General features: G+C 57.1%; 11 protein-coding genes. 7 read left to right on the top strand and 4 right to left on the bottom strand.

All coding sequences use genetic code 11. From position 1 onward, the window contains the following. Positions 1–383 precede the first annotated feature (383 nt). From METMA_RS0121740 to METMA_RS0121705, 6 genes are all read left to right on the top strand, one after another. Positions 384–1,004, top strand: a complete 621-nt coding sequence (locus METMA_RS0121740) for a type IV toxin-antitoxin system AbiEi family antitoxin domain-containing protein (RefSeq protein WP_020161230.1) — start codon at positions 384–386, stop codon at positions 1,002–1,004. Next, a complete protein-coding gene (locus METMA_RS0121735) occupies positions 1,001–1,903 on the top strand; it encodes a nucleotidyl transferase AbiEii/AbiGii toxin family protein (protein ID WP_020161229.1) in 903 nt (300 codons plus the stop codon). The genes METMA_RS0121740 and METMA_RS0121735 overlap by 4 nt, the downstream gene beginning before the upstream one ends. A gap of 1,513 nt (positions 1,904–3,416) precedes the next feature. Further along, entirely contained in the window at positions 3,417–4,862 is a 1,446-nt protein-coding gene (locus METMA_RS0121720; RefSeq protein WP_020161226.1) for a DUF3375 domain-containing protein, read from the top strand. A gap of 2 nt (positions 4,863–4,864) precedes the next feature. Next, positions 4,865–5,485, top strand: coding sequence for a DUF4194 domain-containing protein (locus METMA_RS0121715; protein ID WP_156830583.1), 621 nt, complete (start codon positions 4,865–4,867; stop codon positions 5,483–5,485). Continuing rightward, the gene (locus tag METMA_RS0121710; protein WP_020161224.1) at positions 5,482–8,853 is read left to right on the top strand and encodes an ATP-binding protein; all 3,372 of its coding nucleotides are present in this window, start codon (positions 5,482–5,484) and stop codon (positions 8,851–8,853) included. The genes METMA_RS0121715 and METMA_RS0121710 overlap by 4 nt, the downstream gene beginning before the upstream one ends. Further along, positions 8,850–10,121, top strand: coding sequence for a DUF3322 domain-containing protein (locus METMA_RS0121705; protein WP_020161223.1), 1,272 nt, complete (start codon positions 8,850–8,852; stop codon positions 10,119–10,121). The genes METMA_RS0121710 and METMA_RS0121705 overlap by 4 nt, the downstream gene beginning before the upstream one ends. Before the next feature lie 147 nt (positions 10,122–10,268). On the opposite strand, the gene METMA_RS27255 is transcribed toward METMA_RS0121705, so the two are convergent. The 4 genes from METMA_RS27255 to METMA_RS0121685 all read right to left on the bottom strand — a co-directional run bounded on the left by METMA_RS27255 (position 10,269) and on the right by METMA_RS0121685 (position 14,700). Beyond that, complete coding sequence (locus METMA_RS27255) at positions 10,269–10,730, bottom strand: hypothetical protein (protein WP_027147533.1); 462 nt, start codon at positions 10,728–10,730, stop codon at positions 10,269–10,271. Between the two features lie 93 nt (positions 10,731–10,823). Continuing rightward, complete coding sequence (locus METMA_RS0121695) at positions 10,824–11,216, bottom strand: hypothetical protein (protein ID WP_020161221.1); 393 nt, start codon at positions 11,214–11,216, stop codon at positions 10,824–10,826. A gap of 157 nt (positions 11,217–11,373) precedes the next feature. Next, on the bottom strand, positions 11,374–13,533 hold the full coding sequence (locus tag METMA_RS0121690) for an amylo-alpha-1,6-glucosidase (protein ID WP_020161220.1): 2,160 nt from the start codon (positions 13,531–13,533) through the stop codon (positions 11,374–11,376). A 21-nt stretch (positions 13,534–13,554) separates the two neighbouring features. Continuing rightward, positions 13,555–14,700, bottom strand: coding sequence for a glycosyltransferase family 4 protein (locus METMA_RS0121685; RefSeq protein ID WP_020161219.1), 1,146 nt, complete (start codon positions 14,698–14,700; stop codon positions 13,555–13,557). A gap of 434 nt (positions 14,701–15,134) precedes the next feature. Between METMA_RS0121685 and METMA_RS0121675 the strand changes: the two genes are divergently transcribed. After that, entirely contained in the window at positions 15,135–15,452 is a 318-nt protein-coding gene (locus METMA_RS0121675; protein WP_020161217.1) for a DUF167 domain-containing protein, read from the top strand. Positions 15,453–15,609 lie beyond the last annotated feature (157 nt).

The raw sequence follows: 15,609 nt of genomic DNA, 5'->3' as shown, positions 1-15,609 counted from the left end.
GATCGCGGACTTTTCAGGGCAATTCTTCTCAGAATGGCCCAATACTCTCAGTGACTCTCCCCACCGCGCAAAGCCCAAGTCCATGGCTAGAGAATAGAGGACCATTGAAAAACAATGGATTATTGGCGGACTCATCAACGGAGCTTGAATGCGAAATCGGGTGAGCGAAAGGAAACTAAGTAATGGGCATGGAATAAATCAGGGAATTGGGAGCCAATGTAACAAAAATGTTTGTATTTATTGATAATTACCCACAACTCGCAACATCGGTCAAGCCCTTATATGCAATCAGGAGCCTTGATCGATAAGCTCTTCGCTTGCAGGAGTCGGTCAGGCTGGATAGTATTACCTATCTAAAATGATATATATAGGTAATACTATCCATGGCAAAGCCCTCTACCGCCAGCAGTGCCTGGCACAAGGCCCTGATGACCATCCGAGAACTGGGAGGCATCATCCGTACAACGGATGCAATCCAGGCAGGGATTCATCCCCGAACGCTGTATCAGCTTAGAGACAGTGGCGAGCTGGAGGTTCTGTCACGAGGCGTTTACCGCCTTACAGCTCAGGGCGACATTTCCGATCCGGACCTTGTCACCGTAGCGACGAGAGTTCCTCAGGCCATCATATGTCTGGTATCGGCACTGGCTTTTCACGAAATCACCACTCAAATTCCTCATGCCGTTTCCATTGCGTTGGCCAAGGGCTCGGAAACACCACGCCTGGATTATCCTCCGCTAAGCGTATACAGGTTTTCTGAAGCAGCACTAAAGGAAGGCGTTGAAACACATCAGATTGATGGCATTTCAGTCAAAGTTTATTGCCCGGAAAAGACACTGGCAGACTGCTTTAAATTTAGAAACAAACTCGGAATGGACATCGTGCTGGAAGCCCTAAAACTCTATAAAGCACGCAAAAAATTTAACCTCGGCGAACTGATCAGGTATGCGAAAGTCTGCCGGGTGGAAAAAGTCATGCGCCCCTATCTGGAGGCAACACTATGACTACACGTAAAAATATAGCAGCCTCGGTTCGCCAAAGGCTGTTAAACCGAGCAAAAAGCGATCAGAGACCATTTGCTGAATTGCTTCAATACTATGCGATGGAGCGTTTTCTATATCGTCTTTCACGATCAGCACATGCCCAACGCTTTATCCTTAAGGGGGCTCTTATGCTGCGCGTTTGGCAGGCTCCTGTATTTCGCCCGACCATGGATATCGACATGCTGGCAAAGACCGGTAATGACGAGGAAAACATCATTTCGCAAATCACAGAAGTGCTGAATGTCGAAGTCGAGCCCGATGGATTGGACTTTGATACCGACTTTATCCAATCCGAGCGTATTACCGAAGATGCAGACTATCAGGGTATCCGCATTCGCTTTCGTGGCACGCTCGATTCAGCCAGGATAAATATGCAGCTCGACATTGGGTTCGGCGATATTGTCCATCCTGATCCAATAGAATCTGAATTGCCGACATTGCTCGATTTCGCGGCGCCAAGATTGCTCTGCTACAGCCGCGAGAGCGCTATCGCAGAGAAATTTGAAGCCATGGTAAAGCTTGGAATTTTGAATAGCCGGATGAAGGATTTTTACGATATTTGGATGTTATCCCGACAATTTAACTTCAATGGTGATCAACTGAAGCAAGCCATTCTGCTCACGTTCAGACAGCGAGGCACCTCGTTGTCTGAAAATATTATCGCATTCCAAGAATCATTTTCTGCCGAAAAGCAGGTGCAATGGACAGCCTTCCGCAGACGCCTTGGGCAGGAGCATTTACCCAAGAACTTTGCAGACATCGTGGATCAAGTGTCACGCTTCCTAGCGCCCATCGGAGAAGCCGCATCGGTAGGCCAGTCATTTGACAAAGACTGGAGCGCACCAGTTGGCTGGCAATGAGCCATCATGAGCAATACCCCTTAAATACGAATTAAGAGCCTAATAAACGCCAGTTCACCGATAACGTTAAGGAACGGGAATGAAATAAATCCACACCTACACCGGAAATTTATCCACGTACTTGAGGAAGTTATTTTTATACGCATTCCTAAGTATAAATTCTTAAAAATTATAAGGTTATATAAGTATATATGCTTAAGTAGTGGCGCTAATTGAATGTGCGCTTCCTGAAGCTCAAAATTGGCAGCATGTAACTATTCCGCCCGGTTCGGGTTATAAACTTGCAGGAGGTTAAGACGTGTCATTGATAACCGTTGAAGTTTTAAACAAGGAAACCGGTAAAATCGGAACCATGCCGGTTGCCGTTAACCCTGTGTTTTTACGCGGAGATAATTCGCCTGTCATGCTCGACTACCTGCAGCGCATTATCGATCCACGGCAACGACCCGTCCTCAAGCCGATAAGTATATCGCCACGTTAGGCAAGACCAGCGCGAGCGATGGCCGGTTTTCGCTCCAATACATTACTGATGTTGCGCATGCCGTCGTGAGCCGTTGACACTGGCCTCGCCACCTAAAAAATCCTGCCCGGTTCGGCAAGCGCGCCAAGAACGTACCAATCCCAATTCCCCTTAGAGTTCAACAAACCAATGCTGTCGCGTTTCCGCGCTGATCAAGATCGCGATACTGTTTACAAGCCCCGTGGGAGCGATGCCCACATCGCGACTAGCCAAATCCGTATGGCAGCTGCCGCTTGCGTTCGTCGGCATGATGAGCCTCGGAGGGGGGAGGGGCGCCGGTCTGATGGGGCCGCCAATGCCCGGCGCGCGCTGACTGGACTGAACCGCTTCGGATTGAGGGTTGCTCATACCGGGCTCGCACATGTCATGCCGCGCTCGAAGTCCGGTATCGGTTCCCACGGAGGACCGTGGGAACCAGGTAACCGTAGATAAATCAAGGTGTTACTCGCTCCCACGCTCCCGCGCTCATCGTTATACATAAGTCAAAAATTACTGTTTTGCAATCTTAGCTAATGAGGCTTCGATACCATTTTTTGTCGCCCAACGTTCCCGACTTCGAAATCGCGATCTGGGGATCGCTCCCACAGAGCATCCGGCCCCTTGTGGGAGCGACGCCTTCGTCGCGATTTCGAAGCCACTGATGTTCAATATCCGCAGATTTATCAAACAGCACCGTTTCCAGGTATACGACGAACTCTGTTTAGCAAGTTTACCGATACTTGTGTATAACGGCGAGCGCTCCCGCGTGGGAATGCATACCCAGCTATGAAAGCCTTGGTTTCGGTTAACACGGAAACGGGCAAGCGTTTTATCGTGCGAATGAATTCGTACCTGCAATTTTATGCAACCGGTTCCATAAATTCCGTCAGGCATGCGATTTTATGTAAAATAGCGGGCTTTATCGATCGGCTAGAAAGGCGCACGGCGCTCAATCGTCCCGCAAACAACATAAAACAAATTTTAGACTCCACGTAATTACCAAAACCTCCCTCAATGAACCTCGATTACACCACCCTCGACCTGCTGCGGCAGAGTCATCCGGCCTGGCGGCTGTTGCGCTCGGATCACGCGCCGCTGGTGGCGAGTTTTCTGCATCGCGTGTTTATCGTGCCCAATATACGCGTCATGGCGCAGGCGGATTTGGTCGAGGCGCTGGATGACGAGCTCTTCGCTCTACGCGAGACGCAGGCCTTTCCAAAATCGGCTATCGAGTATCTCAACGATTGGGCCGGCCCGGACAAAGGCTGGCTGCGCAAGTTTTACTCCTCGGGTTCGGACGAGCCGCAGTTCGACCTGACGCCGGCCACCGAGAAGGCGATTGCCTGGCTGGGCACGCTTACCGAGCGCAGTTTCGTCGGCACCGAATCGCGCTTGCTGACATTGTTCGAACTGCTCAAGCAGATGAGCGAGGGCAGCGAGACCGATCCGCAGGCGCGCATCGAGGAACTGCACAAGCGGCGGGATGAGATCGATCTTGAGATCACCCGCGTTTTGGCCGGCGATATGCCGCTGCTGGACGATACGGCGCTGAGGGACCGCTTTCAGCAATTCAACCAGCTTGCGCGAGAGTTACTGACCGATTTTCGCGAGGTGGAGCACAACTTTCGCGGCCTGGACCGGCGCGTCAGGGAACGCATCGCCCTGTGGGAAGGCTCGAAAGGCGCATTGCTGGAGGACATCATGGGCGAGCGCGATGCCATCGCCGATTCCGATCAGGGCCGGAGCTTTCGGGCCTTTTGGGATTTTCTGATGTCCAGCAGCCGGCAGGAAGAACTCTCGACGCTGCTCGAGCGCGTCCTGACCCTGCCGCCGGTCGCCGAGCTCAAGCCCGACGCCCGCATCCGCCGCGTGCATTACGACTGGCTGGAAGCCGGCGAGCACGCCCAGCGCACGGTGGCCCAGCTCTCGCAACAGTTGCGGCGCTTTCTGGACGATCAGGCCTGGCTGGAGAACCGGCGCATCATGGATATCCTGCGCGATATCGAGGCCAGGGCGCTTCAACTGCGCGAATCGCCGCCGCCCGGCGAGGTGATGGGTATTGCGGACACGGCGGCGGGCATCGAGTTGCCGATGGAGCGGCCGCTTTACACGCCGACGGTCAAGCCGGTGATCGCCGATGTCGGGCTGGAAGCGGGCGATGCCGAAGTGGACGCGGCGGCGCTGTACTCGCAGATCGTGATCGACAAGACGCGGCTGGCCCGGCATATCCGCCATGCCCTGCAGGACCGCACGCAAATCACCCTACGCGAGCTGTGCGAGATGCGGCCGTTACAGCATGGCCTGGCGGAGCTGGTGGCGTACCTGCAGCTCGCCGGCGATTCCTTTAAGACGGTTGCCGATGAAGAGACGGTCGAGACCATCGTCTGGACACGCATAGGAACGGACGGCCGGGAATATATCAAACAGGCGCGGTTGCCGCGCGTGATCTTCGTGAGATGAGAATGGCGGAACAAGAACTTGAAAACGCGGCGGCGAATGACTTATCGGCCCTGCTGATCCCTTTGCTCAAAGGTGTGATCTATCGGGAGGCCGACGCAGGTCTTTGGCAGGCGCTGCTCAACCTGCAGGCCCGGGTGCGCGATTATGTGGCGGTGCTGGGATTGGAACTGGTGCTCGACGAGGCCGAGGGCTATTCGTTTTTGCGCTCGCGCCAGGAAAGCGACGATGACGCCGCCCCCAGGCTTCCGCGCCTGGTGGCGAGGCGTCCGCTGTCGTTTCCGGTGAGCTTGCTGCTGGCGCTGCTGCGCAAGAAGCTGGCCGAGTTCGACGCGGGCGGCGGCGACACGCGGCTGGTGCTTGCGCGCGACGAAATCGTCGATCTGGTTCGGGTGTTTTTGCCCGAAAGCAGCAACGAGGCCAGGCTGATCGACCAGATAGAGACGCATCTCAACAAGATCGTGGAACTGGGTTTCCTGCGCAAACTTAAACCGGCCGCGGGCCAGACCGCCATGTTCGAAGTACGGCGCATTCTCAAGGCTTTCGTCGACGCGCAGTGGCTGGCGGATTTCGATGCGCGGCTGGCGGCGTATCAGGCGCAACTCGCGCAAGGAAATAAGTTATGACCACTATGCAATTGGGCCTGGATTTCGTGGCCGACGACGCGCTGTCGGGCTTTCGCCTGCATCGGCTGGAGGTTTACAACTGGGGTACGTTCGACGGCCGGGTGTGGATACTGAATCCGGACGGCCAGAACGCCTTGCTGACCGGCGATATCGGCTCGGGCAAGTCGACGCTGGTCGATGCGGTTACCACGCTGCTGGTGCCGGCGCACCGCATCGCCTACAACAAGGCCGCCGGCGCCGACAGTAAGGAGCGCTCGCTGCGTTCCTATGTGCTCGGGCATTACAAGTCAGAGCGCAATGAAGTGAGCGGAAATGCCAAGCCCGTGGCATTGCGCGACCACAACAGCTACTCGGTGATTCTGGGCGTTTTTCATAATGCCGGCTACGACCAGACCGTGACGCTGGCCCAGGTCTTCTGGATGAAGGACGCGCAGGGGCAGCCGGCACGGTTTTACGTCGGCGCGGAACGGGGGCTGTCGATTGCGGCCGATTTCGCCCACTTCGGCGCCGACATCGCGGGCCTGCGCAAGAAACTGCGAGGTCTCGGCGCCGAGGTGAACGACAGCTTTCCGCCCTACGGCGCCTGGTTCCGCCGCCGCTTCGGCATCGACAATGAACAGGCGCTGGAGTTGTTTCATCAGACGGTGTCGATGAAATCGGTGGGCAACCTGACCGATTTCGTTCGCAGCCACATGCTCGAGCCTTTTGATATCGCGCCGCGCGTCACGGCCCTGATCGGCCATTTCGACGACCTGAACCGGGCGCATGAGGCGGTGCTGAAGGCCAAGCGGCAAGTGGCGCTGCTTTCGCCGCTGGTTAGCGATTGCGAGCGCCATGCAAGCCTCGTTGCGCAAGCCGAGGAACTGCGGGCCTGCCGCGAGGCGCTGAGACCTTACTTCGCCAACCTGAAACTCGGCTTGCTGGAAAAACGCATCGCCGGCCTTGCCGATGATTGGAGCCGGCAGGATGCCCAGGTCAAGCGTATCGAGGAGGACCGTGACGCGCAACGGGTCAAAATGGATGAACTCAAACGCAGCATTGCCGATAACGGCGGCGACCGTCTTGAGAGGCTGGCGATCGATATCCGCAACAAGGACCAGGAGCGCCAGGCGCGCGAGAACAAGGCGCAGCGTTATGCCAGGCTGGTGCGCGCCATCGGTGAAAGCCCATCGGAGGACGAGCCCGGCTTTCTGGCGCAGCGGCAGCGCTTTCTGGCGCTGGCCGAAGCGGCGCAGGCGCAAGATGACAGATTGCAGAACGACCTGACCGAACACGGCGTGAGTTTGCGCCAGGGCAAGCAGGAACATGACCAACTGAGCGCCGAGATCAACAGCCTGAAAGCCCGGCGCAGCAATATCGACGACCAGCAGATCCGGATGCGCTCCGCCTTGTGCGAGGCTCTGAATATTCCGGAGACCGACATGCCGTTTGCCGGCGAACTGCTGCAAGTGCATGAGGATGAGCGCGACTGGGAAGGCGCCGCCGAACGCTTGCTGCGCAACTTCGGCTTGTCGCTGCTGGTGCCGGATGAGCATTATCCGGACGTGGCGGCGTGGGTCGACAGAACGCGCCTTAAGGGGCGGCTGGTCTATTTCCGGGTGCGTCGGGGCGCCCGGGGCGAGTTGCCCGGCCTGCACCGGGATTCGCTGGCGCGCAAACTGGCCATCAAGCCCGACTCGCCTTTCTACGATTGGCTGGAGCGGGAAATCGCCCACCGCTTCGACGTGGCCTGCTGCGCGACGCACGAGCAGTTCCGCCGTGAAATCAAAGCCATTACCCGCGCGGGCCAGATCAAGGCGCCGGGCGAGCGTCACGAGAAAGACGACCGACACCGGCTGGATGACCGCAGCCGCTATGTGTTGGGCTGGACCAATGAAGCAAAGATCGCGGCCCTCGAAGCCAATGCAAAGCAGTTGGAGGCTCGGCTGGGCGAATTGGGCGGTCGCATTGGCAAGATCCAGGCCGAGAAGGGCGCCCTTAAGGAACGCCTCGATGCGCTGTCGAAACTCGACGAGTACACGGATTTCCGCGAACTCGACTGGCAATCGTTGACCCTGGAACTGGCTCAATTGAAGGACGAAAAGAAGCAACTGGAGTCCGCTTCGGATGTGCTCAAGCAATTGAGCGAACAGTTGAACGAGATTGCCGAGGCTTTGAAAGACAGCGAATCCCGGTTGGAGGCGCATAAGGACAAGCGCTCGAAAACCGAGCAGAAAAAGACCGACGCCGAAGCGCTGCTGGCACAGATACAAACGCTGCTGGATGGCTGCGCGCCGGCTGTCCACACGGAGTATTCCGATCGGCTTGATGCCATCAGAAGCGAGGCATTGGGCGAGCATCAACTGTCTGTCGAATCCTGCGACAATCGCGAGCGCGACATGCGCGACTGGTTGCAGACCCGAATCGATGCCGAGGATGCGAAGCTCAAGCGCCTGCGCGACAAGATCATCCAGGCGATGGCGGCGTACAAGGAAGCCTTCAAGCTGGAAACGGCGGAAGTCGATGCCAGCATCGAGGCCGCTTTCGAATACCGGAACATGCTCGATCAGCTGCAGGCCGACGATTTGCCGCGTTTCGAAGCGCGCTTCAAGGAGCTGCTGAATGAGAACACCATCCGCGAGGTGGCGAATTTCCAGTCGCAGCTGGCGCGCGAGCGGGAAACGATCAAGGAGCGTATCGCGCGCATCAACGAGTCGTTGACCGGGATCGATTACAACGCCGGCCGCTATATCATTCTGGAGGCTCAGCCGACGCCCGACGCCGACATCCGCGACTTTCAGGCCGAACTGCGTGCCTGCACCGAAGGGGCGCTGACCGGCTCCGACGACAGCCAGTATTCGGAAGCCAAATTCCTGCAGGTCAAACACATTATCGAGCGTTTCCGGGGGCGGGAAGGTCTGTCCGAGCAGGACCGCCGCTGGACCGGCAAGGTCACCGATGTGCGCAACTGGTTCGTGTTCGGCGCCAGCGAGCGCTGGCGCGAGGACGACAGCGAGCACGAGCACTATTCCGATTCGGGCGGCAAGTCGGGCGGTCAGAAAGAGAAGCTGGCCTACACCATCCTGGCGGCGAGCCTGGCCTACCAGTTCGGCCTGGAATGGGGCGCGGTGCGTTCCCGATCCTTCCGTTTCGTGGTCATCGACGAAGCCTTCGGGCGTGGCTCGGACGAGTCCGCGCAATACGGCCTGCGGCTGTTTTCCCAGCTCAATCTGCAACTGCTGATCGTCACGCCCCTGCAGAAAATCCATATCATCGAACCTTTCGTTTCCAGCGTGGGGTTTGTCCATAACGAGGAAGGCCGCGCCTCCAAGCTGCGCAATCTTTCGATCGAGGAGTACCGGGCCGAGAAAACGAGGATGGCGGGATGACCGAAGGGAAGGCGCCAAGGATGGCGCGCATCGACTGGACCAGGCCGGCCGACTTGCGCGCTCAGGTGCAAAAGCTCTGGGATAGGGGGGAATGGCTGGCCGCTCTTGTCGCGGACGCCCCGTTATTGCCGAAGCGTCTGCTGCTGAAGGGCCCGGCATCGGCCGAGATGGCCGATCGCTTTGACGATGTGCGCGCCTGGATTGCCGAACTTCGGGCCTTGCCTTACTGCCGGGTAGAGATGAGGGAATTTAGGCACCGGTTGCTGGGCGCTAACGCAGTGCCCCGGGAGGTCTGGATCGATACCGTCGAAGACGCCGCCGCGCTGATCGGCAAACGGCGGGATGTGGCCCGTTTCACGGCATTGATCGAGCTGACAGGCAGGCGCCAGCCCAAGCTGCTGGAATGGCTGGCAAAACGGCCACTGCGCGCCCTGGAGCTTGCCGATGCCTGGGAGCGGCTGCTGGAAATCGCCGCCTGGCTTGAACGCCATCCGCGCCCCGGCGTATACCTGAGGCAGGTGGACATCCCGGGCGTGCACAGTAAATTTATCGAAGCCCATCGCGGCGTGCTCATGGAGTTGCTGGATCTGGTCTTGCCGCCCGGGGCCATTGATCAGGCAGCGTGTGGCGCGAGCCAGTTCGCCAGGCGGTACGGGTTCCTCGACAAACCGGTCCGCATCCGCTTGCGCGTTCTCGATCCGGAAATAAACCTTTTCGGCTGCGCTCGGAACAGGCAGGCGCCGGGCAGCCTGGCGCCGGATATCACGCTCGATGCCGAGAGTTTTGCCGGGCTCGATCTCCCCGTCGCGCGTGTTTTCATCACCGAGAACGAGATTAACTTCCTGGCCTTTCCGCGGGTTGAGAACAGCCTGGTCATCTTCGGCGCGGGATACGGTTTCGAGATGTTGGCCCGGGCCGAGTGGCTTTCGCGCTGCCGCATGCATTATTGGGGCGATATCGACACCCACGGCTTCGCGATCCTTGATCAGCTGCGCGGCCGGTTCGGGCACGTGGAGTCGTTCCTGATGGATCGAAAGACACTGCTGGCGTTTGAACCGTTATGGGGAGAGGAAGGGAAACAGACAGTGCGCGACCTGCCTCGGCTGAATGTTGAAGAAGCGGCGCTCTATGATGATCTGCGGGACAACCGGATTCGCGAGAATCTGCGCCTTGAGCAGGAAAGAATCGGCTTTGGCCATGTGCAGTCCGCATTATCGGCGCTCGAGCCGGCTCATGTATTCGACGAAGTTGCTCAGCCAATTGATTAGTTCCAGAAATTTGAATCTTGCATCGCTCGCGAACGATACCCTAAAGGGCACAAGTGCGCCTCCTGGCTCGGCACATCCTATTACTTAGGAACGCGCATAAAATAACTTCCTCAAGTACGCGGATGAATTTCCGGTGTAGGTGCGGATTTATTTATGCCCTATGGGCACAAGTGAATTCGCACCTACAATTTCGTCATAACTGATGTTACGCACGCGGGCGGTTTCATCCCGTTTGCCGCGCCGAGCACCGCAGCTTTCGTCGGGAACAGCCCGAAGGGGCGCTTCATGGATGAAGCGGGTTGCCAAAGAGACAGGAGTCCCTTTTGGCAACCCGCGGCGAAAGCGAGGAGCACAGGATGCAAGCGGCAACCGGGCGGCCTTTTCTTTGGTTACTTTCTTTTCGACTGCATGGATGCAGGAGGTAGAGCAATGCAGGAGCAATTGCCGAGGCCGCGCAAAAGAAAGTAACTCGCCTTCGGGTGCGATAAACCCGATTAAATAAAACTGTCGCGATAGCGACACATTATTAAACCGATTTAACATCAACTGGCCGCGTAACATCAGGTCATAATCAAACTGATTGAGTACCGGTGGGAGCGATGCCCACATCGCGACTTGCCAAGCGATTTAAGATCGCGATGTGGGCATCGCCCCCGCATTGAAACCAGGCCATTGTTCAAGGCCCGATCCAGATAACGCCAGCTAATAAAAATAACCTGGATAATAAGTCCACCGCCACGGCTCGATCTTGTAGATCTCAATCTCGTTCCGAACTTCCAGGGCCTGCGCGGCGCGTTGGACGGCATCGGCCTGAAACCAGGCGGCGGCGACTTTCGCTTCTTCAATCCGGAAGGCGCGCTCTCTGTCCCAGGCTTCGGCCTTGGCGGCATCCTCTCTCTCGATTTCCTCTTTTTTTATCGCCCAGCGCTGTTGCGCGGCTATCTGCTGTTGCCTGGGAATGTCGTTGATCACCATCGGCCGGATGCCGGGCTTGTGAGGGCAGGGATCTTGCTGGTACTGGCCGGGGGCGCATTTGTAGACCTGGGCGTAAGCGGAAGTGGACAGCAAGGCGAGCAGTACTAAACATACCTTCATTTCATCCTCCTTTGCAGGTGGCGCTTCATGATGCCCGCGCCGTAGCGTAGGCACGAGAGGGGAATTAAATCCTGTGATTCAATGCCCGCGGCAATGGTTCAATTCCCGCGCTTGCCATTCCTCGCCATGGCCGCCGGCTTTTGTGCCGGCGCTGCATTCAGAGTACGGCAATCAGTTCTATGTCGCCGCTGCGCCGTTCCGTGCTGACGGCGACGTCCTTGCCGTGGCGGCGGACAACCAGGTCGATGCTGGCCGAGCCGTAGCGTAAGCCCCGAATGCGTATCCAGTTGATATAACTCGGGAGGCGCGGGTAAATCAGCCGAAGCCTCGGCTGGTCACAGTCAAAACCGATGCCCAGCATGGCTTCGATCATCATGAAGATCGCGCCGCTGGCCCAGGCTTGCGGGGCGCAGGCGACCGGGTACAGGATTGGGGCCTGCCCGGGCAGGCGGTTAAAGCCGCAAAACAGTTCCGGAAGCCGATGCTGGTCGAAGAAAATAGAGGCATCGAACAATCCCTCGATTATCTTCAGGGCTTCATCGATAAAACCGTAGCGCGCCAGGCCGGCGGCGGCCAGGGCTGTATCGTGCGGCCAGACCGAGCCGTTATGATAGGACATGGGATTGTAACGCGCCTCGCCGGCGAAGATCGTTCTCAATCCCCAGCCGCTAAAGGCGTTTTCCCCGGTGAATTGCCGAACCAGCCGCGCGGCACGTTCCGGCTTGACCATGCCGTTATAGAGCAAATGCCCCTGGTTGGAACTGCGAACCGCGCAGGGTTTGCCGTTGCCGTCCAGCGCCAGGGCATACATGTCGAGATCATCGAGCCAGAAATTGGCTTCAAAGTCTTCCTGCAGGCGATCGGCCAGGGTGCGCCAGTAGCTCGCCTTGTCTTCGAGTTGAAGGCGATCGGCCAGGTCGGCGCCGCATTTCAAGGCTTCCCAGGCATAGCCCTGAACCTCGCACAAGGCTATCGGCGGTACGGCATCGCTGCCGTCATCATGAAAAATCGAATCGTTTGAATCCTTCCAGCCTTGCTGGACCAGGCCGCCTTTCACATGCTGGTGGTAGCAGAGAAAGCCGTCCTGCGACAGTTTCGTGCTGACCCAGTTCAGTGCTTCTTCGATGTTAGGCCAAAGCTGCCTGATAAACGCCAGGTCGCCGGTCCGCTGAAAGTAATGGCCGGCCAGCACCACGAACAAAGGCGTCGCATCCACGGTTCCGTAGTACCGGCGAAACGGGACTTCGTTCAGGGCGGGCAGTTCGCCCTCACGCAATTCGTGCAGGATTTTTCCCGGTTCGGCTTCCTGGTACGGATTGTCCGACTCGGCCTGGGTCGCGGCCAGAAAGGCCAGAACGCCCCGGGTTAACTCCGGCCGCACCCATAAGGTTTGCAGCGCGGTGATCAAGCCATCGCGACCGAAAGGCGTGGAAAACCAGGGAATTCCCGCGTAGGGATAAGGGCCGTAACAGGTCTCCGTGGTCAGAATCCGCAAATCGGCCGTCGAGCGGTTGAGCCAATCGTTGAATTGCTCGTTATCGGTCCAGATTGCGGCGCTCGCCGCCCTGTCGGCCGCAACCGCACGGTTTTTGGCGCTGGCGGATTGCGTATAGTCGAGCAGATCAAATTGGGCCTCGCCATGCACGCATGAAACCAGGGACTCCAATTCATAGCTTTCTCCCGGCGCCAGCTCGATCCAGAATTTCGCGGTATCCCTTGCCAGTTCGTCAGGGGGTTTGTTAAAGCCTATGCGCGTGCGTCGGACAACACCGTCCAGCCCTTCGTAGGTCAAAATGGCGGCGTCCTGTTCCAGGCTCGGCTCTTTCTGTTTGCCATGTTGCGCGCGATGCACGCCGCGTACTTCGAAGATATCGGAAAAATCGGCGTCGAATTGGTATTCCAGGGAGAAGCGGAGCGGTTGATCGTGGTAACTGACTATTTTCAGGTATTCGCTGAGCGAGTTGTCATTGGCAATCATTTCGCGATGCAGATGCAGGCTGCCCTTTGGAATCCACAGCGATTCGTCATGGAATAAGTCCGGCGTGGTCTGGTCGACCAGCAGCCGGCTGTTGTCGAGCCTGACCATGGAGTTCAGCAACATCGGTTCGCGTTCGGCGAGCTTGATATGCCAAAACGACAGGTGACGCGTGCCGAGAAAATAAAACCCCTGTTCGCCGAAGCCGACCCAGCTGATTTCGCCATGGCGGCTGAAAACCGCAAAGCTTTCGCCGGACTTAAGAACCCGGGTCCGGTCATCGGCGCGCGAGGAAGTGGCTGGAATATACCAACTGTTGTCTATTTGTATGGAACCTTCCATCTCATGCTCCGATAATTGTCGTTACAGTTTGTCGGAAACGCCGGCCGATGCCGCGGCCAGCGGTTGTTTCCAGACCGTGCCCTGCGGCATTGTCCGGTTTTTCAGCCTGTTGAGGCGATAGGTGCCTGGAAGGCTGTTTTCCTGCTGTATGATCAGCTTTTGATAAACATTGACGTAATTTCTGGCCATCAGGTCCGACGAGAAGTTGTGTTCGAAATAGCTTCGGCAGACGCCGCGATCGATCCGGTCGATGCGGTCTATGGCCGAAACGGCCTGTTCCTCGGATTCGACAATGTAGCCGGTCACACCGTCCTTCATGACTTCCGCCACGGAACCGCGGCGATAAGCGATGACCGGCGTGCCGCAGGCCATGGCTTCAATCATCACCAGGCCGAAAGGTTCCGGCCAGGCGATCGGGAATATGAGCGCTTTCGCGCCGCCCAGCAATTCGTTCTTGCCCTGTTCGTCCACTTCTCCGATGTATTCGATCAGGGGATGATTAAGGCGGGGACGGATGCGGGCTTCAAAATACTCGCGATCCACGACATCGATCTTGGCCGCCATTTTCAGCGGCATGTCTGCGCGCAGGGCAATCTCGATAGCCGCTTCAGCGCCTTTTTCAGGCGATATGCGGCCAAGAAAAGCCAGGTAATCGCCGGCTTCGGCCTGAAAATCGTACAAATCAACCGGAATGCCGTTGTACACGGTATCGGTCCAGTGAGCCATGGGTAACGGGTCGCGCTGGTGATCGGCGATCGAAATGACCGGCATATCCCGGAATTCAGTGAACAATGGCTTCAGGTCGGGCAAGTCGAGCCGGCCATGCAGGGTTGTCACGTGCGGGGTCCGCATCTTCCGCCATAAAGGGAAATGCAGGAAGTCGGTATGAAAATGAATGATGTCAAAATTTTCGGCAACACTGCTCACCTGGGCTAACTGCATCATATGCCAGGGCAGGGGATCGCGTTTTTCGGAGGACAAACGCAAGGCGGCCGGGACAATGGCTTGCAATCTGGCGCTGGTGCGGGAATCGGCGCTGGCGAAAAGTGTGACATCATGGCCCTGGTGCACCAGGGCTTCGGTCAGGTAGTGAACCACTCGTTCCGTTCCGCCGTAGGCTTTCGGCGGAACGCTTTCGTGCAAAGGAGCGACTTGGGCAATTTTCATTTTGTTATAACCTCTTGATACGTTAATAAAAGACGGTTAAGTTCTGCAATGAATAGACAGGTCGGCTTTCTTCAGACAGTAGATTCTCAAGTTTTATTGTAAGGATTGATGTTGCAAACGGTGAAGGCCGGGTCTGCGTAACATATGTAATCTGGGGCATGATCATCGCATTTCAAGTTGTTGGGGATCGCCCCGTGTAACGGCAAATTTTAGCGTTCCGCTTTTCCTCTTCAGGACCCCGCTAAACGGGCCGCAATGAAATCCTGATTGGCAAAGCTGAAGGATGATAGTGATGCTCGGCCGGAACGCGTGCGCAGCTTTGAGCTTTGCGATTGATATTTTGAGTATTAACATGGACGATTGTTCAATATCTGCCGGCTACATGACGGGGGCTCTCGTGGCTGGCAGCGTTTTTATCAATTGATGGAGGTGTCATGTCATCGTTTTGCCATTGGGAGGGGGATATCCTGGTGCTGAATGTCCTGGGGCGGCCGAGTGCCAAGCGCACGGCGATCGGCAAGGTCATCGGCAGGCAGTTGGAGATTCATGTCGCCGAGGCGCCGGTGCGCGGCAGGGCGACGGCGCATCTGGTGCGGTTTCTGGCGGAGCAGTTCCAGGTCGATGTCAGCGCCATCGTGGTCGTGTTCGGCGTCTATAAGGTCAACAAGCAATTGCGCATTACAGCGCCCAAACGGTTGCCGGCCGTCATTCCTCATCCGTCCGGGCATGAGATGCGGGACCCGGTCTCCTGACAACAGCGTTCCCGATTAGCCTGAATATTTCACCACGAAGGACACGAACGCCTCCAAGGACAGGAAATGATCCCGTCATTTCTCTGCATTCACCCCATCCATGGGGATTATGGAGGCGGTAGAATTGCGTCTGGAACAGCAATCGAGTACACGAAGG

Origin of the sequence: Methylobacter marinus A45, from assembly GCF_000383855.1 — a bacterium.
Lineage (GTDB): Bacteria > Pseudomonadota > Gammaproteobacteria > Methylococcales > Methylomonadaceae > Methylobacter > Methylobacter marinus.
The sequence above is the reverse complement of the archived record's forward strand: the minus strand, read 5'-3'. Positions and strand labels throughout refer to the sequence as shown.

Coding starts and splice junctions, on each gene's coding strand:
- METMA_RS0121740 (WP_020161230.1), top strand. CDS start 384: ATGGCAAAGCCCTCTACCGCCAGCAGTGCCTGGCACAAGGCCCTGATG.
- METMA_RS0121735 (WP_020161229.1), top strand. CDS start 1,001: ATGACTACACGTAAAAATATAGCAGCCTCGGTTCGCCAAAGGCTGTTA.
- METMA_RS0121720 (WP_020161226.1), top strand. CDS start 3,417: ATGAACCTCGATTACACCACCCTCGACCTGCTGCGGCAGAGTCATCCG.
- METMA_RS0121715 (WP_156830583.1), top strand. CDS start 4,865: ATGGCGGAACAAGAACTTGAAAACGCGGCGGCGAATGACTTATCGGCC.
- METMA_RS0121710 (WP_020161224.1), top strand. CDS start 5,482: ATGACCACTATGCAATTGGGCCTGGATTTCGTGGCCGACGACGCGCTG.
- METMA_RS0121705 (WP_020161223.1), top strand. CDS start 8,850: ATGACCGAAGGGAAGGCGCCAAGGATGGCGCGCATCGACTGGACCAGG.
- METMA_RS27255 (WP_027147533.1), bottom strand. CDS start 10,730: ATGTGGGCATCGCTCCCACCGGTACTCAATCAGTTTGATTATGACCTG.
- METMA_RS0121695 (WP_020161221.1), bottom strand. CDS start 11,216: ATGAAGGTATGTTTAGTACTGCTCGCCTTGCTGTCCACTTCCGCTTAC.
- METMA_RS0121690 (WP_020161220.1), bottom strand. CDS start 13,533: ATGGAAGGTTCCATACAAATAGACAACAGTTGGTATATTCCAGCCACT.
- METMA_RS0121685 (WP_020161219.1), bottom strand. CDS start 14,700: ATGAAAATTGCCCAAGTCGCTCCTTTGCACGAAAGCGTTCCGCCGAAA.
- METMA_RS0121675 (WP_020161217.1), top strand. CDS start 15,135: ATGTCATCGTTTTGCCATTGGGAGGGGGATATCCTGGTGCTGAATGTC.